Annotated in this window: 22 protein-coding genes and 2 pseudogenes; 8 read left to right on the top strand and 16 right to left on the bottom strand. The window is 43.0% G+C overall.

Going from position 1 to position 24,697, the window contains the following annotated elements:
* Positions 1-110: 110 nt before the first annotated feature.
* From LC586_RS07890 to LC586_RS07875, 4 genes are all read right to left on the bottom strand, one after another.
* Positions 111-2,291, bottom strand: a complete 2,181-nt coding sequence (locus LC586_RS07890; protein ID WP_229484024.1) for a sensor histidine kinase — start codon at positions 2,289-2,291, stop codon at positions 111-113.
* 914 nt (positions 2,292-3,205) lie between these two features.
* Positions 3,206-3,631: a hypothetical protein gene (locus LC586_RS07885; protein WP_229484023.1), complete on the bottom strand. Its 426-nt coding sequence runs from the start codon at positions 3,629-3,631 to the stop codon at positions 3,206-3,208.
* 1,229 nt (positions 3,632-4,860) lie between these two features.
* On the bottom strand, positions 4,861-5,820 hold the full coding sequence (locus LC586_RS07880) for an orange carotenoid protein N-terminal domain-containing protein (RefSeq protein WP_229484022.1): 960 nt from the start codon (positions 5,818-5,820) through the stop codon (positions 4,861-4,863).
* A gap of 757 nt (positions 5,821-6,577) precedes the next feature.
* Positions 6,578-7,249 carry a TraX family protein gene (locus tag LC586_RS07875; RefSeq protein ID WP_229484021.1) on the bottom strand — a complete coding sequence of 224 codons (672 nt, stop codon included), beginning with the start codon at positions 7,247-7,249 and terminating at the stop codon, positions 6,578-6,580.
* 369 nt (positions 7,250-7,618) lie between these two features.
* On the opposite strand from LC586_RS07875, the gene LC586_RS07870 reads away from it, so the two are divergent.
* On the top strand, positions 7,619-8,197 hold the full coding sequence (locus tag LC586_RS07870) for an Alr1449 family protein (RefSeq protein WP_229484020.1): 579 nt from the start codon (positions 7,619-7,621) through the stop codon (positions 8,195-8,197).
* 17 nt (positions 8,198-8,214) lie between these two features.
* Here the strand turns inward: LC586_RS07870 and LC586_RS07865 are convergent, their stop codons facing one another.
* Positions 8,215-8,490, bottom strand: a complete 276-nt coding sequence (locus LC586_RS07865) for a hypothetical protein (RefSeq protein WP_229484019.1) — start codon at positions 8,488-8,490, stop codon at positions 8,215-8,217.
* Between the two features lie 221 nt (positions 8,491-8,711).
* On the opposite strand from LC586_RS07865, the gene LC586_RS07860 reads away from it, so the two are divergent.
* Complete coding sequence (locus LC586_RS07860; protein ID WP_229484018.1) at positions 8,712-9,092, top strand: hypothetical protein; 381 nt, start codon at positions 8,712-8,714, stop codon at positions 9,090-9,092.
* A 204-nt stretch (positions 9,093-9,296) separates the two neighbouring features.
* Here the strand turns inward: LC586_RS07860 and LC586_RS07855 are convergent.
* A pseudogene (locus LC586_RS07855) lies at positions 9,297-9,875 on the bottom strand (nitrogenase component 1); the annotation flags it as partial.
* Between the two features lie 377 nt (positions 9,876-10,252).
* Here LC586_RS07855 and LC586_RS07850 point away from each other — a divergent pair.
* Both LC586_RS07850 and LC586_RS07845 read left to right on the top strand, forming a co-directional pair.
* Complete coding sequence (locus tag LC586_RS07850; protein ID WP_229484017.1) at positions 10,253-10,426, top strand: hypothetical protein; 174 nt, start codon at positions 10,253-10,255, stop codon at positions 10,424-10,426.
* A gap of 740 nt (positions 10,427-11,166) precedes the next feature.
* Positions 11,167-11,322 carry a hypothetical protein gene (locus LC586_RS07845; protein WP_229484016.1) on the top strand — a complete coding sequence of 52 codons (156 nt, stop codon included), beginning with the start codon at positions 11,167-11,169 and terminating at the stop codon, positions 11,320-11,322.
* A gap of 63 nt (positions 11,323-11,385) precedes the next feature.
* Here the strand turns inward: LC586_RS07845 and LC586_RS07840 are convergent, their stop codons facing one another.
* Positions 11,386-12,150: a KilA-N domain-containing protein gene (locus LC586_RS07840; protein ID WP_229484015.1), complete on the bottom strand. Its 765-nt coding sequence runs from the start codon at positions 12,148-12,150 to the stop codon at positions 11,386-11,388.
* A 635-nt stretch (positions 12,151-12,785) separates the two neighbouring features.
* Positions 12,786-13,118 (bottom strand): hypothetical protein, encoded by a 333-nt coding sequence (locus LC586_RS07835; RefSeq protein ID WP_229484014.1) that lies wholly within the window; start codon positions 13,116-13,118, stop codon positions 12,786-12,788.
* Positions 13,119-13,308: 190 nt separating this feature from the next.
* Here LC586_RS07835 and LC586_RS07830 point away from each other — a divergent pair, with 190 nt between their 5' ends.
* The 4 genes from LC586_RS07830 (at position 13,309) to LC586_RS07815 (ending at position 14,662) form a co-directional block, all read left to right on the top strand.
* Entirely contained in the window at positions 13,309-13,500 is a 192-nt protein-coding gene (locus tag LC586_RS07830) for a hypothetical protein (RefSeq protein ID WP_229484013.1), read from the top strand.
* Entirely contained in the window at positions 13,497-13,868 is a 372-nt protein-coding gene (locus LC586_RS07825) for a hypothetical protein (RefSeq protein ID WP_229484012.1), read from the top strand. Before LC586_RS07830 ends, LC586_RS07825 begins: the two co-directional genes overlap by 4 nt.
* 297 nt (positions 13,869-14,165) lie before the next feature.
* On the top strand, positions 14,166-14,486 hold the full coding sequence (locus LC586_RS07820) for a hypothetical protein (protein ID WP_229484011.1): 321 nt from the start codon (positions 14,166-14,168) through the stop codon (positions 14,484-14,486).
* A complete protein-coding gene (locus tag LC586_RS07815) occupies positions 14,483-14,662 on the top strand; it encodes a hypothetical protein (protein WP_229484010.1) in 180 nt (59 codons plus the stop codon). Before LC586_RS07820 ends, LC586_RS07815 begins: the two co-directional genes overlap by 4 nt.
* A gap of 401 nt (positions 14,663-15,063) precedes the next feature.
* Here the strand turns inward: LC586_RS07815 and LC586_RS07810 are convergent, their stop codons facing one another.
* From LC586_RS07810 to nifB, 8 genes and pseudogenes are all read right to left on the bottom strand, one after another.
* Entirely contained in the window at positions 15,064-16,470 is a 1,407-nt protein-coding gene (locus LC586_RS07810; protein ID WP_229484009.1) for a site-specific integrase, read from the bottom strand.
* 74 nt (positions 16,471-16,544) lie between these two features.
* Positions 16,545-17,483, bottom strand: a pseudogene (locus LC586_RS07805) (nitrogenase component 1); the annotation flags it as partial.
* Between the two features lie 150 nt (positions 17,484-17,633).
* Entirely contained in the window at positions 17,634-18,527 is an 894-nt protein-coding gene (gene nifH, locus LC586_RS07800; protein WP_162397600.1) for a nitrogenase iron protein, read from the bottom strand.
* A gap of 348 nt (positions 18,528-18,875) precedes the next feature.
* Positions 18,876-19,232 carry a globin domain-containing protein gene (locus LC586_RS07795; RefSeq protein WP_229484008.1) on the bottom strand — a complete coding sequence of 119 codons (357 nt, stop codon included), beginning with the start codon at positions 19,230-19,232 and terminating at the stop codon, positions 18,876-18,878.
* 255 nt (positions 19,233-19,487) lie between these two features.
* The gene (gene nifU / locus LC586_RS07790) at positions 19,488-20,387 is read right to left on the bottom strand and encodes a Fe-S cluster assembly protein NifU (protein ID WP_229484007.1); all 900 of its coding nucleotides are present in this window, start codon (positions 20,385-20,387) and stop codon (positions 19,488-19,490) included.
* Between the two features lie 248 nt (positions 20,388-20,635).
* Complete coding sequence (gene nifS / locus LC586_RS07785) at positions 20,636-21,850, bottom strand: cysteine desulfurase NifS (RefSeq protein ID WP_229484006.1); 1,215 nt, start codon at positions 21,848-21,850, stop codon at positions 20,636-20,638.
* A 68-nt stretch (positions 21,851-21,918) separates the two neighbouring features.
* Positions 21,919-22,269, bottom strand: coding sequence for a DUF362 domain-containing protein (locus tag LC586_RS07780; RefSeq protein WP_229484005.1), 351 nt, complete (start codon positions 22,267-22,269; stop codon positions 21,919-21,921).
* Positions 22,270-22,510: 241 nt separating this feature from the next.
* The gene (nifB, locus tag LC586_RS07775; RefSeq protein ID WP_229484061.1) at positions 22,511-23,962 is read right to left on the bottom strand and encodes a nitrogenase cofactor biosynthesis protein NifB; all 1,452 of its coding nucleotides are present in this window, start codon (positions 23,960-23,962) and stop codon (positions 22,511-22,513) included.
* Between the last annotated feature and the right edge of the window lie 735 nt (positions 23,963-24,697).

Raw genomic sequence — 24,697 nt, 5'->3', positions numbered from 1 at the left:
CTTAGTTGTATAGTATAGTGGTGTTTTTGTTTTGTATTCTGTAACAATACTTAGAAAATTTTTTATTTTTAAACCAATAACCTGGTATAAAGATATATTTTTTAATAAACTTATAACTGGAGAGGAACTTGAATGATAAACTCGGTTCCTTCTCCAGCAGTTGAGAAGCACTCCAGTTTGCCGCCATGTTTTTCTGTGACGATTTGGTAGCTGATGGACATACCCATTCCGGTTCCTTTGCCAATGGGTTTGGTGGTGAAAAAGGGATCGAATATTCGTTGCTGAAATTCTTTGGAAATTCCGACTCCGTTATCAGCGATCGCCACTTCTACCCAGGTTGAATTAACTACTGATGTCCGAATCTTGATTCTACTAGGATTGTCTTCGATCTCCTGATAAGTACGCAAGGCATTGCTTTCTTCTAACGCATCAATCGCATTCACTAAAATATTCATAAACACCTGATTGAGTTGTCCGGCGTAGCATTCTATTAGAGGCACATTGCCATAGTCTTTGATCACCTGAATTTCAGGTTGTTCGGGTTTAGCTTTGAGGCGGTGTTGCAAAATCATCAGGGTACTGTCGATGCCCTCATGAATATCAACACTTTTAAATTCTGCTTCGTCGGTGCGGGAGAAGTTTCGCAGCGATAATACAATCTGGCGAATGCGATCGGTGCCCACTTTCATAGAAGACAGCATTTTTGGCAAGTCTCCCTGCAAAAACTCCAGATCCATGTCTTCAATGGCGGTTTGAATTTCAGGAGCAGGGTTAGAATTATACTGCTGATACAACTGCACAAGTGCTAATAAATCCTGAGTATATTCCTGCACATAGTCGAGGTTACCATGAATAAAGTTGACTGGGTTATTAATTTCGTGTGCGACTCCAGCAACTAATTGTCCGAGACTAGACATTTTTTCACTTTGAATAACTTGAGATTGAGTGCGCTGCAATTCCTCTAATGCATTTTTAAGTTCACTGGTGCGTTCTTCTACCCGATCTTCTAGTTCTTCCTTGCTTTTCTCTAGGGCAGTAAACGATTCGTGCAGTTGCCCTGCCATGTGGTTGAAAGAGTTGGACAGGGTATTAAGTTCTTGAATGCCGCTAGTTTCTACTGTCTGATCTAAATTGCCGGATGCCATTGCCTCGCTTGCCCAATTCAGGCGCAGAATCGGGCGTACAATCCAATGAGAGGTAAACACGCCCATCACCGAGGCAACCACCAATGCGCCAAAACAAAGTGCGATCGTGGTACGTGTATTGGCGTTGATTTGCTCCATGAATGTGTTTTCTGGTACACTCACTACCATCAGCCAATTTAAACCATACTCGTCACGCCAAGGCACAACATTAATAAAATGCCGTTCTCCTTGCACCTCAAGCTGAAAATCTGTGTCTTGGGTGATGGAGGCAAAGCCGTTGGAGCTTTGGAGGTATTTAGCAATGTTTTGTATCATTGGGTCAGAGCTGTTAATCGCCCGCAATCGCCGGATCTCCTGATTGACGAGAGTAAAAGGCTTCTCTTTCCCAGAACTGGCGATTAATGTGCCATCGCGCTCCAGAAGGAACACCCGCCCAGACTTACTGATATCTAAACTGCGTAAAAAATCGCTGAGTTTCAGCAGGTGAATATCCGTAGCAATCATTCCCAGCAAGCGATTTTGTGCATTATAGATCGGACGACTGGCAGAGGCGACGATGTACGGGCCAGTGGGGAAATTTGCAGTCACAATCTTTCCCCAAATAGGTTTCCCAGCGGCAATGGGTTTGGTGTACCAAGATTCACTGAAATTGTTCCAAGTCCACGGAGCATTTACCTGAGTTCGATTCCCTTGATCATCGGTAGCGTAGGTGTAGGTATTGTTTGGAGGGTTGGCAGTCCAATCATCAATGGTGATCGTCTTGCCATCATAACGAGCGGCTCCCAGCCCCTCACCCGTCGTTAGTCCGATACCAATATAAGTTAGATCATACGCGTGCATCTGATCCCAGAAATACTTGCCAAGAGTTTTGCGATCGCGCACATCTAATATTCCCCTGCGGATAGCATCTGCGTTAATCTGATTAAGGGTTTGCGGAATGGAAAGATAAGACTTCAAATGTTCATCCACTACGTCGCTGGTGCGATCCATCAACTGCTGTGCTAGGTCATTAACTGCTCTTTGCCCATTTTTAAAGGACAAATAACCCACTAAACTGACTGCTCCAAAAATTTGGATCAGGAAGGGAACAACAAGAACAATCTGTAATGGGAACGCTTTACTTTTGCTAAAATAGAGAGTTTTCATTGGAAACTAGAAGCTGATGCTAATCTGATTTACTTATATAGTTCCCAAGATGGCCACATACTCACCTTTGTTTAAATTTTTTTGTCAAGCTGTAGGGTGCGTTATGCTGCGCGACTACTAAGGGACTTCCAAGAAATAAATTACCCAAATAAACGTAGACGCAAAGCGGTGAGGGGGTCGCAGTCTTCTCCCAAGGGGAGACGCTAAAAGCGATAGCGTAGCGTTAGCGAGTCCGCGAGCGTCTGGCGGTTCCCGTCGTTAGCGCAGCGTTAGCGAGTCTTCTCCCAAGGGGAGACGCAATCATGCGAACGAGCGTCTTGCGATAGCGTAGCGTTAGCGACGTTAGGAGCGTCACCCCCGAACCCGGAGGGCAAGCCCTCCGGCTACCACTCCAGACACAGAGAACACAGAGGAATGAGGAGAGAGAGCTTTTTCGTAAATTTATTGGGTATTTTTTTATTTGGAAGTCCCTAGCGTATAAATATTTTTAGGACTTATATCATGTCCGCTTGATTACTTATTAAACCCGAATCACCCCAAAGAGCCAAAGCTATGCTTTGTCTCCCCTCCCGAAGAGCTCTTAGGGGTTGGGGGTGGGGTGCAATGACTGTGGGAATCATAACTATTTATCCGGACATGATATTACGCATTGACAAGAAATACCAAATATGAAGCAAGTTAAAAACCATATCTTTCGTAAGGGCACAGCAAAAGCTTAGCCCCTACAGCATGGTCTATTTCCGATCGCAGGATAATTAAGAAAAGCCTGAAAACTTCCTCAAGATAGGTAATGCACATCACGACGCATTTGTACAGTGCGTAAGTCCTAATTTTGATAAAACAGCGATGTCTACGACGGGCTGCGCCTACGCAATTATTTGGGTTTGACAAAATTTTGAGTACTACGGCACATCTTAACTTGTGGCTACCGTTTTCTTTCCATTCTTGCCTTCTACACTGGCAACAAATGACGGTTGCTCATCACTAGAAATTGGCGGTTCGCCTCGTAGTCCCTTACGAGGCTGGTTCTTAGGAACTCCTCCCGCCATGCCATACTCTACACTGCTTTTGCCATATCGAGTCCCAACTGCCATCAGCATGTGTTCTGTCATATCTCCCAACTCGTCTTCTGTTTCCAGCATCTCACGGTACAACTTATCCAAGCTGGAAAGGGCGCTATTGTAGGCATTTTCTTTAGTTCGCATCGTCTCGATCAGGTTTGAGAAGGCAGGTAAGGTGAGTCCATTGCCTAAATCTAAACTCGGATCAATTGAGTTTATACTAGCCGCACGACGCACTGCTTTTTCTAATACTACAGAAGTTCTTTTTCTCCGAGCCATGATCTACACCTTGGAATCCAGTACGGTTAATATTCTTTACCTTAAAGGACTTCCGTATAGATCAGCCTGAGAGAATTCCGGCAAATCTGCAATGGCTTTTGCTACATAGGGATAATTACAGCAGATTGCGCGAACTACTTAAATGAGAAAGCAAACTGGGGTTTGAGAAAGTAAAAGCTGATTTTGCTTGCGGAAAACACCAAAATGAGAAAGCAAACTGGGGTTTGAGAAAGTAAAAGCTGATTTTGCTTGCGGAAAACACCAAAATGAGAAAGCAAACTGGGGTTTGAGAAAGTAAAAGCTGATTTTACTTGCGGAAAACACCAAAATGAGTAAGTCAAATGGCATTTTGAGTAAGCCAAATGCTATTTGACTTACTAAATTCGACTTTATCCATATTTCTGGGCTGTAATGACTAGTTATGATTATCGTGATGGCAGTGCGATCGCAAAGCATGACGCTTACAGCAAAATTCAGGAGTCATCATTCATAATTCAGAAGTAAAACAGGCTTTATGTCTGGCTTTGAACCTTAGTTTGTGTACTCCACCAAGTTGAAATCTCCTGTAAATGCAGCCTGACTTTTCACGGCATCTGGAAAACCTCATACCATTTCTTTGTGAGGCTGCGCCAAACCCTTCTAACTTCTTTCTTTCTTTCTTTCTTTCTTTGTGTCCTTTGCGTCCTACCCTGCGGGAAGCCGCTCCGCGTCTATGCGGTTCGTTTTTCTTTATTCTTTTTTCTTTTTTGTATTTATATATGGTTTAGCGCATCTTCATACAGAATTGGTATCACTTCTATTTCTCTCTTCCTTTTAGGAGAGAGACTTTGAATTTCCCCCTTCCCGCCACGGGTTGGGGGTTAGGGGGTTAGGTTTTTAGTGGACTTTTCCACATAACGTGAAAAGTCAGAAATGCAGCTGGGTATCAGGTTAGCTACTAGAAAAAAGGAATTAGCTCAAAACTTCGGAGACTCATAGCCAATAACTAAAGCTCGGTTCACCTAGAACCGAGCATTGATTGAGATTTTATTTGATGATTATCATGACACTTAGAGGATGTTTTAAAAGTCCCGAAAGTTATAGCAGTTCTGCCTGGGTTAAGTACAACGCCAAATTAATGTTTTAGCTATGTACTAATATGCAATAATTTGCTAGCTATGAGAGCAAAAAACTTTTTAAAACATCATCTTAAACAAGCGCAATTGCTTTTGTATTAAAACAAAGAAATTTTACTTGCGAGTTAGGTTAAGCAGTTCTTTGGGAGAAGCCAGTAAGTCAATAGCCACGAAGTAAATTTGACCTTGAGGATCGAGTAAAAATCGCCAAGCAATGTTCATCCCAACATTACCTCCAAACCAAGGAGTTTCGACTGTACCAGTAACTTTATGCTGTGTATAACCATCTTCTATAGTTTCCGAAACACCTTTGGTTGGCTTCATCACTAACCCTTGTCCCTCATCTCGTAGATAAGAAGTGATTGCTTCTTGACCAACAATTGGTTTTTGGAAGGGTGGTTGCAGCGCACCATTGTTAGCAAATAAAGCAACAGCAGCTTCAAAATTATCTGCATTCATCGCTTCAATGTATTTCAGCACTGTTGGTTCTGTAACTCCCTCAATAGTAAATTGGGGACTTAGGGATGAACGTGGGAACTTAAAGTTTATGACTTCTGCCTGTTTTTTATCAGCCAGAGACGGATCAAATCCCATATTTACTACAGTATTGCGTAGTACAGTAATTTGCTGACTCTGATCGATTCTCTGAACAGCTTCTAGCACTGCTTTAACTTGGGTTGACATTTGATAGCCTGCTGGCATAGGAGCGACGATACCTTGTTTCATCCACTCTCCTAACTGCCACCAGAATCCCAATTTAGCGTTGACACCAAAGTATGCATAAGAACGGCTGATGGGAGTATCAGCATTACTGGCTAAATCTCTCATCAATTGCGTTTGTTCTTCATGAGACATCTGCTTAATGTCGTTGAATATACCTTCCATTAATTGGAGATTTGCTTTTCCGGGAGCAGCTGGAGTAATTGTACGACCTAGTTCAGCGTAGGCATACCAGAGAAATGCCAACTGATCGTCAATGTTGAGTTCAGCAAACTTTGCTGTAGTGGCTGGAACAGCATCTGCCACTTGAGTGCTAGAAAAAATATTCCGTGCGGATTCGATAGTATAACTCATGGTTATTACCTTAAAGATTGACCTATTCAGTAGTTGCTTTCGGCTACATTTTGCAGCTTGGGTGATAAATCTAGGGGATTTTTCCTGGATGACACAATTATCCCTAGATACTTAAATCCGAATTATTATTTACTACTCTGACATCATAGCTGGTAAACATTAACAAAAGACTAAGATTTATAATATTTATCTGATGAATATCATTGAATTAAATGTATATCTACCATTTATTTTTAACTTATGGTCTAATAAAAGTAATTTAAAAAAAGATATCCTTCTAAAGGAAGATATCTAACTATCTAGCATCTATCTCTGGAGATAAATATATCTAATTTCTGAACTTTTTCGCCAATAAAAATAGAATTTGGTAATTGCTTAAATTAGTTTTTTTAATTACTGTATGGGTTGTAGCAGATTTATGTTTAGCCGTAGGTTGGGCTAAATAAAGTGAAGTCTGTCTAATGCAAGCCCTGGGTTCGTTTATTAGTAAAATGCAACTTATACCATTTCTTTGTGAGGCTGCGCCAAACCCTTTTAACTTCTTTCTTTCTTTCTTTGTGTCCTTTGCGTCCTTTGCGGTTCGTTTCTCTTTCTTCTTTCTTGTACTTAAATATGGTTTAGCGCATCTTCATACAGAATTGGTATTACAAATTTTTTGCGATCGCCGGATTAAATAATTCGTAATTCGTAATTCGTAATTCGTAATTTGTAATTAAGTTTTGTAATGGGGATTTAACCCCAACACAAAACAAAATTTTTATTGAACCGGGGGACTTAAACCCACGGAACTAGTTAAATAATTGATTACACCTAAAATTATTAAATGAGCCGGGTAGAACACATAAAACCATCTAGACCGTGAACCTTGCCTACCATTGAATCGAAGCACAATGAATCCTGCAAAAATTGCCCAAATTTGAAATATATAATTTATAGATAGAATTACTAAAATCAAGTGCAAGATGCACCAGTAGAGCAACCATACTCTGGGATTGAGTTTATCTATTAAAGACATCAATAAAATTACTCCAATCCCATATCCGCCATACTCAAAGCCCAAGACCTCAGAAACTGCTGCACACAATCCAATAATTATTAATTGCTGCCATAATTGCGGACAAAGCCTTACTAAGCGCAACATTACAAGTCCAAGAAGAAGCGTGAAGAGAATATTAAATGAGAACTTTTGGAAAACAACAGTATAGATTGGCTGAGATATAATTGCTGTAATTAATAGCCTGCTTCCATAGCGGTACACATTTTGGGTGTGTTTTTCGCCTTTAGCCAGAAGCCATGCAAAGAGGGGAAAGCTCAATCGCCCAATAAAGTGCAATATTAAAAAGTCTGGCATTAGCAAATAGCACACATGATCCATAACCATGAACACTGCTGCTAAGATTTTAATGGTGAAAGCTGAAAATTTAATCATAAGGTTGAGTTTTACCGTTAAAATTGCCAAATAGGTTCTTAGCGATCGCTTGCTGGGTCAAAAAAATATCCTGAGTAAAATCCTCCGCTTCTTGGGGGTTGCCCAAACCTTCAACGCCAGTCCCTTGCTGAAGGAGAACCTTAACTTGCTGGGTTGACTGTGGCTTCCCAACCTACCCATAGATTCATAAAGCCGATGAATGAAAATCAAGATTTCTAATTTTTATTTGGTAAGAGTAATAAAAGAGTGCTACTAAATACTAGCAATTTGATAACATTAACAAAGTTGATGATTGTTTACGACCCAAATTAGGCGATGTCTACGACGGGCTAACGCCTACGCCCTCTTCAGCAGATTGGCAAAAACACTATGGCAAAGCGTAAGAAAAGCAATCTCCAGTGGATTAAAGAAACACTTGAACTAAAGCCTGACCATCGTTGGGAATCTCCATCAGGCTATAAAATATTTGTTGCGAATCGTGGGGCTGTTCGCTTCAATGTTCCCCAGGATTGGGTTTTTGAGCCACAAGAAAAATCCTTCAAGTTCCTCGATAAAAAACCCCCCAACGATGATTGCTGTCTGGAAGTATCTTTCAATCCTCTGCCACCCAATGATTGGAGCCAGTTTCCGCTAAAATCTACCTTGAAGAAAGTCCTGGAAAACGACAGCCGCAACATCATTGCTAAGGGAGAAATTATTACCGTCAAGCGCCAAACCGCCAAAATTGTCTGGACAGAGATGAAGTTCATTGACACTCAGGAAGAACCACGGGAAGCTTTTTCGCGGACTTGCATTGCTTTGGGGTCGAATATTCAGTGCTTGATTACATTCGATTATTGGGCAAATCAAGCAGAACAACTAATACCCGTTTGGGATGAAGCGATGCGTAGTCTCACGCTAGGGTTATATATTCGTGACCCGATGACTGGTTTGGCTTTCCCAGACTGAAGCCCAAGAATGATTGCTTAAACTTCCTTGGCAAATATCAATGAAAACGCTATGCTTTTTTGGAGCAGACTTTCGAGATAGCTTGGTGTGTATGCACGGGTTGCTTGGGCGTTGCATATTTGGGGGATAAATTGAGATTTTTGAACAAAGCTAAAGGTAAATTCTTTGCTTATTTGCGCTTTGCGTGTTAGCGTACCCCTCCGGGGAAGCAAGCTACGCAAAGCGTCTCCAAGAGTTGCGGGGCGTAGCCCAGCAAAAATCATCCCATCAATCAGCAAGACTGTTACTTGCAACCGCTCAATTGCACCGTTATGCGGCTCAGTGCGATCGCAACAACAGTCTACTTCTTTTACTGCGATGTCTACGACGAGCTGTTCGGCGTCGCACTATCTCGTAAATTAGTTTTGTTAATACGCAATCATCGGGATTTCAGCAAAATACCAGATTGTTAATAGAGGATTGGACGGTTTAATGCGATCGCCTAGTTTATTGTCGAGTGAGGAGGTAGCTTGTAATGGAAATTTTTAAGCAGAGCAATGAATATGGTTATCCAGTAACTATAGGTTCTTTCAAATGTAAGCGATGTGGTCAAGTAGGCAATATGATTAAATTGATAACAAATTTTACTCCTGCTACTAACCAGATTGTTTCTGAACGTCTTAATCCTGCACCAGATGCCGTTCAATTCAATGAGGAATTTTTGACATCTGATGATTACTACAATGAGGAAAATGCAGATCAACCAGTTTTATTAGGTGTTCAATACAATATTGAGAGAACTTACTATCGCTGGCATTTTGTTCAGTGTCCTCAATGTAAGAGCAAGCACATACTTGAATACAAATACGATTCTGAGATAGACGAAGAATATACTAGCTTTTTTCCATTGTTTTAGTTGTCAAAAACACTTTGTAATAATATGATCTAAGCAAGATTAAAGCTATAATTTAGTCTAATAAAATGTCAGCTTAAAAAGTTTTTTAAATAACAGCTTTTCTTTGAACAAAGTGCAAGTAAAATCTAAAAGCTAGACTGCATAAGAGTTATACTGTCTGAAGCATAAAAACAGATTGTTCCTAAATAACCCTGCAACTTGCATTTAGGCTAGAAATAGGCTCTTTTTTCTCCCGCCGCTAAAAAACCTTGCATTAATATGATGTTGAAGTGCGTTGGCGCGTAGCCCGCCGAAGGCATCGCTAGGTTCGGAGTAATCCCAAGAGTGCATTTGACGGAAAGGTAGACCCATCTTTTGGAAGACGTACTTCTCTTTCACACCAGAAGCTACGAGGTCAGGCTTCAGCGCTTTGATAAATTCCTCAAATTCGTAAGCGGTAACGTCGTCATAAACGATGGTGCCGTTTTCGATGTAGTGAGTGGTACGTTTGTAGTCGTCATTATGAGCAAACTCATAACCTGTACCAATCATCTTCATACCCAAGTCTTGGAAAGCTGGGACAACGTGGCGAGGACGCAGACCACCAACCATGATGGCTACAGTCTTACCTTCCAAGCGGGGGCGGTACTTAGCAACTACCGCATCCATTGTTGGCTGATACTTGGCGATAACCTTCTCAGCATTCGCTTGGATTGTCTCGTCAAACTTGGAAGCAATTTCCCGTAAAGATTCAGCAATCTTGGTGGGGCCGAAGAAATTATACTCAAGCCAGGGTATACGGTAGACTAAAGCCTGTAAGCCTTGTATATTAAAGGTTTTACAAGTCTGCGTTCTGTGTGTCTTGTTTTTGTCTTAAAGCTTGCGATTTAAACATCCAAAACTCTAGTGAAATGGTAATTTGATTTGCAAATTGTGGCTTAAGAGATGTGAAGTTTTAGCTGTATACCCAACAGAATTAAGAATCGAACCTTAACTCTCAACTGGAGATGCAACATTGGTGCATAAGTCAAAATTCGCAGCCGGATAACATATGTTGTCCAGCAAATTTTTGCAACAGCTTGCAGGTTATCTGTCAAACTTTATACACTTGTTTAAAACGTGAGTGTATTGGCATGGAAGTACTGGGAAGGCCGATGAGCCAAAACAAGAGGTTGCACCTAATGGATAGTGAAGATTCGCGATCGCAAACTTGGTTGACCTTGTGCGGTCGTAAGATTCGCGCTACTCACGCTCTACCGTTGCAAAAATTTGATGCCGGCGAGAACTGCTGTACAGTCTGCGTTCGTATGCAACGCAGTAACTTGTTACTGCACTCTCGGCTAAATGCAGCATGAGTGCGTGGCAAGTAGGGTCTAGTTACACTGCCTTTAAAATCCTTAGAATTCTCTGGCGAAACCTATTAGGTTTTTATCTTTATTGTTTGACAGCGTGTTTTCGGCAGGTAAATTATCCGTCGATAAGTATACTGTCCGACACGAACTGGATGATGATCAGTGGACTTGGTTTCTTTGGGGTTAATGTCGAAGAAACTAACTCCATTGCTGGCACTGCAATTTTAGGAAGAATTAAACCAGTGACAAGTTAACTTGCCGAAAAAGGATTAGCTTGTTTTAGCGTGGTTTGAAATTGTCGCTGTTTTTAGTGACTGACCGCTTACACTCCCTATCGGCCCTTAACCCTTGACAGAGTTTTACTCAATGACAATTGCACGACTGCTGCGCGATCGCTAACTCTCCCGATTGGGCCTTAACCCTTAAATGGTTTGTTGTTTAATGCAATTCGCTTTACTTCTGTTAGGGAACCTTTAAGGGTTCCGGTTTAAGTTACACGATTGCAATGTGTGAGTATTAAGCTTTAATCTTCCAGGACATAGGGAAATGTTATACATTTCCAAAGTACGCAACACTGTTGAGGATTGGTGACACTTCCAGAACATAGGGAAACCTATAAGTTTCCAAAGTACGCAACACTGTTTTGTTCACGGATGTTCTACGAGCGGAGCGGTTAAAACTCCGTAGCGACGACTATCCTACGGGCGATCGCCGCTCAACAATGGCTAAACCTTAAGGTTTACATGAAGTTCTTTACCGCGATTGCCCGACGTTTTTGTACGCAATCGGCGGCGGCTGGTCTTGCTGCTGCACGTTGCGGCAACTTCCAACTTCAACTTCCAACTTCATTAGCTAGCTGGTGGAAGTTGGAAGTCGGGAAGCGTTGCAACGATCTGTGAGCGGTCGCGCACAAAAACGACCCCCAGCCGTTGACCAGGGGTCATTTTTGTAGTCCACAGGCACTACCTCAAAAAGCTACAATCAGTGCCGCCTTTCTCTTTTACCCAATCATTAATTTCTCGGAAGAAATAGCTAAATAAAGCACCTTCGTTTTCTATTGATATACATGAGACCAGTCCTGAACGTAACTCAACAAACGTATACGCGCTCTGATAAATGTTGGGGTATTTCTCTTTCAAAAAGTCTTCAAGTAAATCTTCTCTTAACGAATGAATTACAACAAGCCCTTTGCAAGGCAATCCAAATTTATTGTTTAAAACAGACAATAAATTCGACTCTGATAATTCGTCTCTCATCCAAGGGTTTTCATCTAAGAAATCAAACTTAATTTTACTTATTTCACAAATCCAATCACGCGCAAAAATCAGGCTGTATTGCTTCTGAACTGCCTCGTTGATGATATCCAGCCCTTCTACTGTGTTTTGGCGTGAGGCAATATCAGCAGCGAGAGTTGGGTCAGCCTTGGCATACCTGATAAAAGTCTTGACTACATAGTTGGCGAAAGCTGGATCGAGGTAGCTGGCTAGGTGAACTGCCATGATTGGGTGAACCCAAGTTACCCAAGTTTTACCTACGCGCTCAACAATCCAGGGTTCAGCATTTGACTCTGTAATTTTCAAATCCTCTGATCTAGCCTTTGTTTCTGGCAACTGCTTCCACTTATCAAGTCGAGACCCAAAATGCTTACACCACTTGGTAGCATTGATGTATTCGTCATCTCGTTGTGCATCTTGCACCAAATTGCTAAACTGCTCTATTTGTGACATATAAATTTCTCATTGTTTTGAAAATGTTAAACAACTCCGGCTCAAACAGGGGTTGTTTTTTTTAGTCCACAGACACTGGTACTGCACGAATGATTACGGTGTCAACTTCAGGGCTAGGGTTTGACACACCCCAGGGGGTGTGTCAACTCCCCTCAGTGGATCACCTCTGAAAATACCTCAAAGGCTTGCCCAGAGCTATCAAGCACTCAAAAAGAAAGTGTGTATCAAAACGATGGATCACCTGTGGATCACCTTATGATAACCTTGCCGGATCACCTTCGTTACAATCCTGAAAGCCTTGCACAGTAGGAATTTTTGACTAATTCTAACGAAGTGATCCGTCTAAGTACGCCTGAAATTGCAAAAAAAACAGAATTGGAATCAGAAAAAAATGCGAAAAAACGATGATCACCTGATCACCTTGCTTTACAATCGAACTAAAATCCTTGCTGTGTAAGGTTTTCATAATTTTTAAGAAGGTGATCCGTCAAGGTGATCCTAAGGTGATCAGGGGTGAGACCCCCGATCACCTCCCGATCACCCCCCCCGATCACCCCATCAATCTAGACACAGCAAGCAATACAGCCAAAGGTGATCGTCTAAGTACAGAAAAATCACCAAAAAATCTGAATGAATCAGAGAAAAAATAATGGGCATTTTCCCATGTTGGCGATTACCAATCGCCAGAAGCATAGGTAATATTCATATTCATCCCAGCCATGATTCTCAGGATGAAACTGTGGATGGTCTTCTGGCAATATGACGGCGTACATCCAGTCAAACCCTGACCACCTTACCCCGATCACCGTCACTGGATGCAAAATTTCACCCTGCCTCACTTTCATCTTGTGCAGCACGGTTTGACCAATGTAATATTCGGGCTTGTCGAATTCTTTACTCACTCGCAAACGCCAAAACTTTGACGCTTGACGAAAAATGCCCAAAGTGGGCGCGTCTGACGCTAACATAATCTATTGCCTCCTTGGCTGTTAAGGATGGAAGTCGTGCTGGCATCGGTCTGACCACCGCTGCCAGGGCGCTAACTATTGGTTATGAACAGTTCATAGAAGCTATGAACTGAGTTGAGTATAGCAACTATATGAGAAACAATGAAAGGTTATGATTGATTATGAATAGTTAATACCTAAACTTAAATTTATGCCCACAGCGTCTGATAAGGTCACTGTTAGCGTCATTGTCAGCAAAGAAGTGCATGATAAATTAAAGCAGCTAGCTAATTCTAAACGCTGGTCAGTTAGTCAAACTGGGGCAGTTCTGATTGAAGAGGGACTAGACCGCGCAGATCAGGAAAACTCCACAGACAACAACCAAGACCAGGGGGCAGCATGAGTGAAGTAACCCCAGATCGCCTAGACCGCATCGAGCGCATCCTTGAGCAAACAGCATCACGGCTAGATCAAGTTGCCGAATTATCCCAACAAACTGCCCAGTTAGCCCAACAAACCGCCCAGCAGCAACAACAGCTAGCCTCACGCTTTGACAGCCTGGTATCTGAAACCCAACGTCTATTTAACCGACTGGGAGAAGAACAATCTCGCACCTCAGCAGCAGTTGAATCTCTAGCAGATGCCGTTACTCGCTTGACTCGAAACGCTGAAGCTGACCAAGTGAGATGGACACAAACCCAAGCTGAAATTCGCCAAATCTGGGAATACCTGCTAGGGCAGCAGCGCGGCAACGGCAGAGGTGAGGGATAAATCAGGATTTGAAAGCATCAGGTATCTGGAATCATTGAAGCAGATTTCGCAACAAATAGCGATCGCGCTATTTCTGGGACAGATGATCATTTATCCATCTAGTGTGGGTAGGAGAACTAGGCGGCGATACGACGCTACGATTTACTCGCTGAAACCAAAGTCTACCATCGTCTACTTTCTGTCTACGAACAGTCTAAGCTACTACTTCGTTGCTTGTCAACATTGTCTACAAACTTGTAGACAATTAATGATGGTTGACCTACTATGTAGACATAGGTGTTTACAAATAGTCTACAAATGCGTAGCAATATAATTTCATTTCGGTTCAGTGATGAGGAATTAGAGGCACTGCAAGCCTTCCAAACTCCAAAGGATAAATCCCCTAGTCAAACAGCTGCAAGATTGCTGAGGGGGATGTTGGCAGGGATTATAGAACCGTCTACAGTATCGTCTACAGGTGTAGACATACAGGAGTTAGTTAGGCAAGAGGTAGAAAACGCGATCGCCAACTCTGAACAATTGAAAGAGATGATCGCAGCTAATACCGCTTACCTGGCAACAGGCATCAACGAAATTAAGCACGAAGTCGATGAGCGCCTGGGGGAGTTGAGCGCTTGAGAGAGAACGCGGCATCTCTTGGGCAATCACCAGCTACGCTGTTTACACCTGTAGACGCTTCTGTAGACATCGACTCAATCCGCGATCGCACTCTGAATCAGTTAAAAATGGGCAGACAATCACCAGCAGGTAAGGCAATTCAGGCTTTTATCAAGGAACTAAAGCACGCTTTGTAGTCAACTTATGTACGGTTTCAACTCGGTTTCAACCCGTCTACAGTTGGATTACACCCTAACAACAGACGGTGACAAGTGCGCTTTGTGTGCCACGTTCGACGGCGACAAGAGCGGTTACAATGCCACGATCAACGGTGACAAGTGCGGTTGCAGTGCGGCTTGAGTGTGTCTATACTGTCTACATGTGTAGACGAAATTGTAGACGAATAAAACCCGCTCTGGATGCCGTTTTTGGCAACTGTAGACAATTTTTTTGACTGGCTATTTTTTAACATAAATTTCCAAAAAATAGCCTTTTTATCTAATATATTGCCCAAAAAATATAGCAGCACTATTTTAACAGTTTCAAAGCTAAACAGATAGAGATGCACCTCTGTTAATAAACCGCACTCTACGGTGAGTTAAGTAGACAGAACTTCAATGATTTGATGCCGTGCCAGAGCTTGCCTGAGATATTCCACCTCAGCCCTTAGCCGTGCATTCTCCTGCTTCAACGCATCCATGTCATCTTTTTTATCTACTGCCTGCTTAATTACCTTCCTCCGGTTCTCCAAGCTGAACCACTTCTGATAAATCTCAGTGTGAATCTCTACAGAATGCCCCAAATTGTCAGCAGCAGCTTTAATTGGAATGCCCATCATGTGCGCTCGAATCGCCCAAGCATGGCGTAAGTCATAGGGTGTAAACGGAATATTTACGCGCCTAAACCACGATGAACAATTAACCCGAATATTGTTGATATCTGTAAAACTAGTTCTGTCATCAGTTTGAGCTTTTAACAGTTCCAAAGGCTCTAGATTTTTTAAATTAAACAAGTAAACCCATTCAGGATGTAGCGGTAAAGCTTCCCTGTAACCAGTCTTAGTATCTGGGTGAACCTTCCATGTATTATCTTTATTTTCAGGACTCAACCACCAATCAATTTCAGGATTTACAAACAGTTCTCTTGGGCGTAGTCCATAAGTAGCGAGCATTCCATATACCCATTCCCACATCTTCCAACTGTCTAAACAACTCTTTTTAATTGTTAGGCTTCTAGTCAAAGAGTACTGATGAAAAGATTCATAATATTTGATGATATCCTCATCGCTGGGAATGTCCCTAGCCTGACTTTTGGGTTGTGTAGCTTTAAATTGTTCGAGAGTGAAACTAGTTAAATTAAGAGTTGATTTTAAAACCTTCAATGATTTAACAGCACTGTATTTGGCGGAATCACCCGTCAATTCTGCAAGCTTTTTATCAATCTCCGATTGAGCCAATAAAGTATCTAGCCCAATCAGTCGCCGTAAATACTCTTTGTAATAGAAAAAGGTGTGTTTACTTTTTTCTGTTAACTTGCGTGTTTTGAAATACTCAGTTTCAAACTCTTCTAAAACATCACCAAGGGTTTGGGATCTGTTGCCGACCTTAGCGACTTTACCCAGATATTTCTCAGTCCATTCAAACTGTTTACGGGCGAGTAGCTTGCCTAGCTCGTTTGCCTCTTCCTCAGCTGTTCTCAACCCGTCCAAGCTTGCAGGGATATTTAGCGAAATCTTGTACTGCTTAAAACCAGTTCCTTTAGTGTCGCGATCGCCCGGTTTGATAGGTAGGGATGCTTGCAGTTGAATAGTGTCCCGTGCCACGACCAAACCAACTTTGACCTTAGCGGCTTTTAGACGGGCCCTAGTGTCTGCCAAACCTTTCTCAAACTTGCGTTCCAGATGCTGCCGAGTAGCCTTCATGTGTTTCTGCGTTCCTAGATAGCTGCCATCGGTAGATGCTGGCGGAATGAAATCCTCAAAAATGTCCTGCGCCTTGCTTTTCATTGTGTCTTAAATGTGTCTTAAAATTTAGTCCATTTAGAACAATGTTTAAATTGAGCAAAGTTAGACGTGGACTAAATCTTGGTATCACGATACATTAAATCATACTTCGTACAGGGTATACCGTAAGCTTCTTCCATGTGACGGCTGATGTAGTTCATCGACCGATAACAGTGGATGAGGTTCATCTTCACATTGGGGGTCATCAACATTTCGTTGATGGTGCCATCACCTGACCACTGAGCGACTACGCGCAAGCCGATTTCTTCTAACAGGATGCGGCTAGCCCAAGCATCTCCACCGATGTTATAGTCACCAATGATGGCTACATCATAAGGAGTACCTTCAAACTGAAGTGTACCGTCTTTCTTAGCTTGGTCTGCTCTGGTGAACACCCAGTCACGAACCATGTCGTTAGCAATGTGGTGTCCCAAAGATTGGGAAACACCCCGGAAGCCTTCGCAACGCACAGGTACAACTGGCTTGCCAATTTCTTTCGATGTCTTCCGAGCAACTGCTTCGATGTCATCCCCAATTAGACCGATGGGACATTCAGATTGAATGGAAACACCACGGTTGAGGGGGAAAAGTACATCTAGTTCTTGGATTAGCTTGACAAGTTTCTTGTCACCACCGAAAACGATATCTCTTTCTTGGAAGTCAGAGGTGAAGTGCATGGTACCAAAGGTATCAATACCTGTGGTGCCAATGTAGTAGTTACGACGACCAGACCAAGACCAGTAACCGCAACCTACAGGTCCGTGGCTGATGTGGATCATGTCCTTAATAGGACCCCAAACCACACCCTTAGAACCGGCGTAAGCACAACCACGAGCGGTCATTACACCTGGAAGGGATTTGATGTTAGACTTAACGCCGCAATCGGACTTACCTTCTTCGTATACGCCTAAGTGCTTTTCGCGCTTTTTAGCAGCTTTTTCTGGATAAGCACTGAGAACTTCTTTAATTAGTTCTTTTCTTTCTTCGATGATGTTTTGATTTTCTGGAGGTGTCATACTTAGCCTCTGTGACTCGTAAGGATCGGGGCATAGGGGGACTAGGAGTCCCCTCTAAGGTTAGGGGGGAGATGCAAGAGAGAGAGGAAAAGGTAAGATATGGAACTCTTCCTTTTTCCTTGTGCTAAAACGTTATTTCTTAGCGGCGACTTATACTACAGGAGCTTCAGCAGCAGTCTTACCAACCAACTTGGCAGCATTTTCGTCGCTTTCGAGAATACCGAATTCAATCAACAATTCTTCTAGTTCTTCCATTTCGATGGGTGTAGGAATAGCCAGATTTTTGTTGTCGATAATTTTTTGAGCCAAAATCCGATATTCGTTAGCTTGGTTGCTTTCTGGTGCGTACTCGTTAACAGTCATCCGGCGCAATTCTGCGTGTTGAACAATGTTGTCACGGGGTACGTAGTGAATCATTTGGGTGTTCAACCGTTTTGCCAAGGTTTCGATCAATTCGATTTCCCGGTCAGTGTTACGGCTGTTACAAATCAAACCACCCAAACGCACGCCACCAGTGTGAGCATACTTGAGTACACCACGAGCAATGTTGTTAGCAGCATACATCGCCATCATTTCACCAGATGTAACGATGTAGATTTCTTGTGCCTTACCTTCGCGGATAGGCATTGCGAAACCACCACACACAACGTCACCTAATACGTCGTAAGATACGAAGTCTAGGTCTTGGTAAGCACCATTTTCTTCTAAGAAGTTGATGGCGGTGATAATACCACGACCGGCGCAACCTACACCGGGTTCTGGACCACCAGATTCTACGCAACGAACGTTACGGAAACCGGTCAGCATTACTTCTTCGATTTCGATATCTTCTACTGCACCACGTTCTGCGGCGAGGTGAAGAACGGTTGTTTGAGCTTTGCTGTGCAGCATCAAACGGGTAGAGTCAGCTTTAGGGTCGCAACCGACGATGAGGATGCGTTGACCCATTTCTGCCATAGCTGCCAAGGTGTTTTGGGAAGTGGTAGATTTACCGATACCGCCCTTACCGTAGAAAGCTATCTGTCTAATGTTTTCGTCTGTCATTGTTCGTGTTTCCCTGCAATTGGTTGGTTGGTGGGTATGCGCGTTTGTCAGTTGCGTTCACGCCAGTTGAGCGACAGTAGTGAGCGCGTGTAGAGCATCGTTGATAGCGTTGGCATAAATGCCTGCTGGGGGCGATCGCTCCACAGCTAAAATGATCGAAAGCAAGTACATATATTTCCTGGTTAAATTTCTTTTCTTTTTGTCTTTTGTCCTTTGTTCTTTGTCAAAACAAATGACAAAGAACAAAGAAAACTACGCAATTTACAAATACGTCATAATGTGTCTCAGCTTGCAAGACTAAATAGGACTTGATGTTGCTATTTGTCAACAATCAATGCATAAGTCCTACTACTTGTTCAAAATAGCGCCCTTGAAATTTGTGACGCGCTCTAGTGCAGCTTTGGTGTCTTCTGGCGACTCTCCACGCACAGCCATTGATTCACTCAAAAGCTTGGCGATCTCATCGAAGTGTTGTTGCTGTAAATTCATTCCAGCGTGTGTTTTGTCCATTGGACGACCGCCGTATTGCTTTGGCCCCTCAAAAATCTCAGATAAGAAAGCAACTAGATGATTACGCTGCTTGGCCATATCTGTACCAGCAAAAAAGTGATTGAGGATGCTGTCTGTCGCAATGCGTTTGTGGAGTTCATCTACTATTTGTTCAATAGCTGGTTGTCCACCAAGTTTGTCGTACAATGTGCTCATATTCTGTTCCTTTGAAGCGAGTTAGATGATGAAATTCGCAAGTAGGCGCTTAATCTATGAAGCCTATATGCTGTTAGCAGTAATAGTGGTAGGACTGATACCAATTCGTAATTCGTAATTCGTAATTCGTAATTAAGAAAGAATTGGTATGAAGCATTGAGTGGAGACAATGATTCGATTCAAATCCTACTTTCTGTTCCTGGCTGATGCATATTAGGGCGTATTTGTAGAGTACGTTAAGTCCTACAGCAATTCCTAAACTGCTTCGACTACAAGGCTCTTGCTGACACGATCTTGTAATCTGGCTTCGATCGCAATTTTCAGAGTTGCTGTACTACTAGAACAGGAACCGCAAGCACCTTGCAACACAACTTTAACGCGATCGCCTTCTACATCATAGAGTTCTACATCTCCCCCGTCTGCAATGAGTACGGGTCTGACTTCTTCATCGAGAACTTTTTGAATTAGAGCAATCTTTTGCACGTTGGTTAGCGATCGTTGCTTTGAAGTAACAATTTCTGTGGCAACTTGTACGCCGTAATTGTTGAGAGCAGGTGAGGCGTATTCCTGTTGAACTGATCTAATAATATCATCGATATTCGCCAGACAGGAACCGCATCCGCCACCAGCTTTTACATAATTTGTTACTTGTTCGGCATCCGTGAGATGATTTTCTAGAATCACACGGCGAATTTTGGACTCGCTGATGCCAAAGCAACTGCAAACTAACGCGCCTTCGTCGTCATCATCATGGGTAGCTAGAGGAATGCCACGATAATTATAGATAGCGGCTTCTAGCGCTTCTTGTCCCATGACAGAGCAATGCATCTTTGCTTCTGGTAAACCACCAAGGTAATCTGCAATGTCTTTGTTGGACACTTTCAAGGCTTCATCTAAGGTTAAACCTTTGATCATTTCGGTTAATGCACTAGAAGATGCGATCGCACTAGTACAGCCAAAGGTTTGAAAACGAGCATCTAGAATCTTATCAGATTCTACCTCAACTTTGAGGTGTAGTCTCAAAGCATCACCGCAAGCAATGCTACCGATTTCTCCCGTTGCAACCTTAACTCCAGGTTCGCTCGTTTCTTCGATTGCTCCCTGATTTTTGGGATCGTAAAACAGTTCTAATACTTTATCAGTGTAGTCCCACATAACTTTTATTAGTTAAGAGTGATGAGTTAGGAGTGATGAGTTATGAGCAAGAGTTATGAGCAAGAGTGATGAGTGAGGAGTGAGGAGTGAGGAGTGAGGAGTGATGAGTGAGGGGTGAGGAGTGATGAGTTATGAAATCATTAATAGTCAGCCAAAGCTACTTCTTAACTCCTAACTCCTAACTCCTAACTCCTAATTCCTAACTCCTAACTCCTAACTCCTAACTCCTAATTCCTAATTCCTAACTCCTAACTCCTAACTCCTAACAGTGCTTGTTCTTGTTCTTGCAGCCAACCCGCGTCATCATTTTTGAAGGGTGAGAGGGCGCGTAAACGTTCCACAATACTGGGCATTACCTCTATCACTTGATCAATTTCTGCAACTGTTGTGTAGCGACAAAGACTGAAGCGAATGGAACCGTGCAAAGTTGTGTAGGGTAAGCCCATAGCCCGAAGGACGTGGGAAGGTTCCAGTGAACCGGAGGTGCAAGCAGAACCAGATGATGCACAGATACCGTATTTATTCAAGGATAGTAAGATAGCTTCACCTTCAATATACTTGAAGCCGATATTTGTGGTGTTGGGCAATCTCTGCGTAACGTCACCGTTAACGACACAATCGGGAATTGTCGCAAGTAAAGTTTGTTCGAGGCGATCGCGCAGCTTTCTTTCTCTTGCGGTCGCTTCTTCTAAGTGTAACAGTTCTAGTTCCGCAGCTTTGCCCAAGGCAATAATTCCTGGAACATTCTCAGTTCCCGCCCTACGTCCACGTTCTTGGTGTCCGCCAATCATGAAGGGACGGAACCGAACTCCGCGTCGAATATATAAAGCACCAATTCCTTTCGGCCCGTGCAGCTTGTGACCAGACAGAGTTAACATATCCACGGTGCTAGTCTTCATATTTAAGGGGATTTTTCCCACTGCTTGCACCGCATCTACATGGAAGATAGCACCATATTCTTTCACGCGCAACCCAATTTGCTCAATCGGGAAAACCGTGCCGGTTTCATTATTAGCATACATAATTGTCACCAGGGCGGTGTTACCCGTCAAGGAAGCTTCTAGTTCATCTAGATCCAGCTGCCCTTGATGATTTACTGATAGATAGGTAACACTGTAACCTTGGGTTTCTAATTGTTTGCAGACATTGAGTACTGCTGGGTGTTCAACTTGGGTGGTGATGATGTGTCGCTTTTCTGGTTGTGCCAACAGTGCGGCTCGAATCGCCGCGTTATCTCCCTCAGTTCCACAACTTGTGTAGACAATTTCTGACTCATCGGCTCCCAGGATGGCTGCAAGTTGTTCTCTTGCTGTTCTCACTGCTTTACCGACTTGCCCACCAAAGGTATGCATACTGGAGGGATTGCCGTAATAATCCGTCAGGTAAGGTAGCATTACCTCTATAACTTCTGGGTCTACCTTAGTCGTGGCATTATTATCAAGATAGATGCAGTTATTTTGCATTGTTGTCTTCAATTACGAATTACGTTAGCGTTCACGAAGTGTCTCGTAGAGAAGCGGGGCGTAGCCCATTACGAATTACGAATTATTTGGGGTTGACGCTTTTGCAACTGCTCAGAGTATTTCTGGGAATAGCAGTTAAACCAACGTTCCCAGTAATCTTGTTTATTTGTTAATTTAGCAACTACGTGGTTGTAATTGGCAAACCAGCCTTCCCAGTAATCGCTAGGCTGCTTAACGCAACCGTCGCATGTAGGACAACCAGCTTTACACTGAGGCACGGTATGAATGCTACCAATACAGTTTGTACAAAGTTCAGGGTCAATCCAGTGCTGTCCGTCAACCACTTTAACTGCATTTGTGGGACATACAGAGAGACAGAGATTGCAGGAAATACACTGGCTAGTAATTTTGTAAGCCATGATTATTCTCCTTTTGGGGAATGGGGCATTGGGCATTGGGCATTGGGCATTGAGATTTGGGTTTAGGGCCAATACGCTTGGGTTAAGGGTGATTGGTGTAGATGATTGGTCTTTCAAGACGCGATAAATCGCGTCTCTACATCAATGTTTTGGGCTTATCTGAACTGTATTGGGTTTAGGGCAGGGCATTGAGGATAATTCTTGTCCTATGCCCCATGCCCCATGCCCCATGCCCCATGCCCTATTCCCTATTCTCTAATTCCTTAATGTATTGCTCGTAGAACTCCAAAGCAACCTTTTCAATCACGTCGTAAGCTTCAATAGTCTGTATTCCAGCTTCTTGCAATTTTTCTTGAGGACAGTTACCAATCTTAGAGACTAAAACTGCTTTGCAATCTGCGATCGCTTTCATAATATGCTCAAAAGAAGCTTCTTCGCCGTATCCACCTTGGCAGTATTGGTCAATCTTGCGATGACTGACAAAGCGAACTTCGTCTCCACCCACTTCGTAAATTTGGAATTCTTTCGCATGACCGAAGTGTTGGTTAACCAATCCGCCGCCTTTGGTTGCTACTGCAACTAGGACTTTAGGACTGTTGGCAAATTTCTTGCCGGCAAGCGCCTTGTCTTTGGCTACTTTAAGTTCTTCTTTAAACTTCTCAATACCGTCATGAACTTCTTGACGTTTCTCCATGTCATATTCTGGAGTCATTTCCAAGAATTTCTCTTTGGAAAATTCCTGGCTGCGATCTTCTCCCAATAATCCTACTGCATCGGCGCGGCACTGGCGACAGTGGCGCATCATTTTCATGTTACCGGAGCAATTGTCTTGAACTTCTTTGAGTTCTTTGGGTGTGGGGCCGCGTTGACCGGTTAAACCGAAGTGTGTGCCATGCTCTGGTGCAGAAATCAATGGCATGATGTTGTGCAAGAATGCACCTTTTTCACGAATGACTCGATTCACTTCGACTAAGTGATGGTCATTAATTCCGGGAATCATCACTGAGTTAACTTTGCACAAGATATCAGCATCTTTCAGGGCTTGCAATCCTTCCATCTGTCTTTCGTGGAGAATTCTTGCGCCTTCAATGCCCTTGTAACGCTTGCGTCTGTAGTGAACCCAAGGATAAATCTTAGCACCGATCTCTGGATCTACCATGTTAATGGTGATCGTAACGTGATCTATATTTAATTGTTTAATGCGATCGATGTAGTCTGGCAGCATTAAACCATTGGTTGATAAGCACAGCTTGATGTCTGGTGCTTGTTCTGCAATCAACTCAAATGTGCGGAAAGTTTTTTCTGGGTTCGCCAAAGGGTCGCCAGGGCCGGCAATTCCCACAACTGTCATTTGGGGAATCTTTCCACCAATGACCAAAGCTTTGTGTGCTGCTTGTTCTGGTGTTAGCAATTCGCTAACTACTCCAGGACGGCTTTCGTTAGCGCAATCATATTTGCGGTTGCAATAGTTGCATTGAATGTTGCAAGCGGGAGCAACTGCAACGTGCATCCGGGCGTAGTGGTGATGAGCGTCTTCGCTGTAGCAGGGATGTTTAGCAATTCGTTCTTGGAGCTTTTCGTCCCTTTCCACGGTGGCGCTGCTGGTGCTGTCGCAGCCGCAACCACCGGATTTTGCTTGGGTTGTCGATTCCGTAGCAGGGGAGTTGAGGAGTCGTGTAGACGGTGATGTCATTGAGTTTCGCAAAAGGTCGGTGGACTTGGCTGCCACTGTGGGAGATGCTGTTGCCACTCTCTATGCCCAGGAATTGAAGTCGCGTCTTTCACACTGCCTGCAAACCCTTGGGTTCGGGCGACTTGTTTTCAAGTAAGGCAGGCAATAGATATCTGATGTTCGGCTGGTGTGTGTCAACGTTCGGTTCTTGGGTAGAATTGGTGCTTACAGCCGCGACTTCTCTTCACTTCAGGCATGGTGCTATGTCATCCCTCCACTCACTTTTCGCTTCGTTTGTTTCAGAGCGTTAGGTGATTGGCGATATAAGATTTATAGCAGCCGTCTCCTAGCCAAACAGTGCGTCTCTCTAGGATAGAATTTATTGGATTTATTACGTTTGTACTCAAATAATAAGAACCCTAATTCTTCAAGCATTACAAGAATTAAAAAAGTTTTTTTCGGGTAGGGGTTCTAGTATTTTTTGGTTGGGGTTCTAGTGTTTATAGATAGGGGTTCAGGATTTCTTTGTACTCAGCCACAACACAATCCCAGCAAAGACTTTAATCTACTTGCAACTGGGTTTTGGTTATTTAAATGTGTACTCACATTGCCCTCAATTTGCGTCAAAAGCAAGAAATGCCAAGGGTTTGAGGGTGAAAAACTGAAGTAATCTATATTGTTCTACTCCATAAACGCGCGAAATTGAATTCTGTATCTAACATATCATTTTTTTGAGGGTAAAAATGCACTTCATAT

Origin of the sequence: Nostoc favosum CHAB5714 (genome assembly GCF_020829495.1) — a bacterium.
Taxonomy (GTDB): domain Bacteria; phylum Cyanobacteriota; class Cyanobacteriia; order Cyanobacteriales; family Nostocaceae; genus Nostoc; species Nostoc favosum.
The sequence above is the reverse complement of the archived record's forward strand: the minus strand, read 5'-3'. Positions and strand labels throughout refer to the sequence as shown.

What these genes read in the sequence shown, in the direction of transcription:
- nifS (WP_229484006.1), bottom strand. Translation starts at nt 21,850, where the DNA reads ATGCAAAATAACTGCATCTATCTTGATAATAATGCCACGACTAAGGTA.
- nifH (WP_162397600.1), bottom strand. Translation starts at nt 18,527, where the DNA reads ATGACAGACGAAAACATTAGACAGATAGCTTTCTACGGTAAGGGCGGT.
- nifB (WP_229484061.1), bottom strand. Translation starts at nt 23,962, where the DNA reads ATGACATCACCGTCTACACGACTCCTCAACTCCCCTGCTACGGAATCG.
- LC586_RS07825 (WP_229484012.1), top strand. Translation starts at nt 13,497, where the DNA reads ATGAGTGAAGTAACCCCAGATCGCCTAGACCGCATCGAGCGCATCCTT.
- LC586_RS07875 (WP_229484021.1), bottom strand. Translation starts at nt 7,249, where the DNA reads ATGATTAAATTTTCAGCTTTCACCATTAAAATCTTAGCAGCAGTGTTC.
- nifU (WP_229484007.1), bottom strand. Translation starts at nt 20,387, where the DNA reads ATGTGGGACTACACTGATAAAGTATTAGAACTGTTTTACGATCCCAAA.
- LC586_RS07810 (WP_229484009.1), bottom strand. Translation starts at nt 16,470, where the DNA reads ATGAAAAGCAAGGCGCAGGACATTTTTGAGGATTTCATTCCGCCAGCA.
- LC586_RS07890 (WP_229484024.1), bottom strand. Translation starts at nt 2,291, where the DNA reads ATGAAAACTCTCTATTTTAGCAAAAGTAAAGCGTTCCCATTACAGATT.
- LC586_RS07880 (WP_229484022.1), bottom strand. Translation starts at nt 5,820, where the DNA reads ATGAGTTATACTATCGAATCCGCACGGAATATTTTTTCTAGCACTCAA.
- LC586_RS07830 (WP_229484013.1), top strand. Translation starts at nt 13,309, where the DNA reads ATGCCCACAGCGTCTGATAAGGTCACTGTTAGCGTCATTGTCAGCAAA.
- LC586_RS07870 (WP_229484020.1), top strand. Translation starts at nt 7,619, where the DNA reads ATGGCAAAGCGTAAGAAAAGCAATCTCCAGTGGATTAAAGAAACACTT.
- LC586_RS07885 (WP_229484023.1), bottom strand. Translation starts at nt 3,631, where the DNA reads ATGGCTCGGAGAAAAAGAACTTCTGTAGTATTAGAAAAAGCAGTGCGT.
- LC586_RS07780 (WP_229484005.1), bottom strand. Translation starts at nt 22,269, where the DNA reads ATGGCTTACAAAATTACTAGCCAGTGTATTTCCTGCAATCTCTGTCTC.
- LC586_RS07795 (WP_229484008.1), bottom strand. Translation starts at nt 19,232, where the DNA reads ATGAGCACATTGTACGACAAACTTGGTGGACAACCAGCTATTGAACAA.
- LC586_RS07820 (WP_229484011.1), top strand. Translation starts at nt 14,166, where the DNA reads ATGCGTAGCAATATAATTTCATTTCGGTTCAGTGATGAGGAATTAGAG.
- LC586_RS07860 (WP_229484018.1), top strand. Translation starts at nt 8,712, where the DNA reads ATGGAAATTTTTAAGCAGAGCAATGAATATGGTTATCCAGTAACTATA.
- LC586_RS07840 (WP_229484015.1), bottom strand. Translation starts at nt 12,150, where the DNA reads ATGTCACAAATAGAGCAGTTTAGCAATTTGGTGCAAGATGCACAACGA.
- LC586_RS07845 (WP_229484016.1), top strand. Translation starts at nt 11,167, where the DNA reads ATGAAGTTCTTTACCGCGATTGCCCGACGTTTTTGTACGCAATCGGCG.
- LC586_RS07850 (WP_229484017.1), top strand. Translation starts at nt 10,253, where the DNA reads ATGGATAGTGAAGATTCGCGATCGCAAACTTGGTTGACCTTGTGCGGT.
- LC586_RS07835 (WP_229484014.1), bottom strand. Translation starts at nt 13,118, where the DNA reads ATGTTAGCGTCAGACGCGCCCACTTTGGGCATTTTTCGTCAAGCGTCA.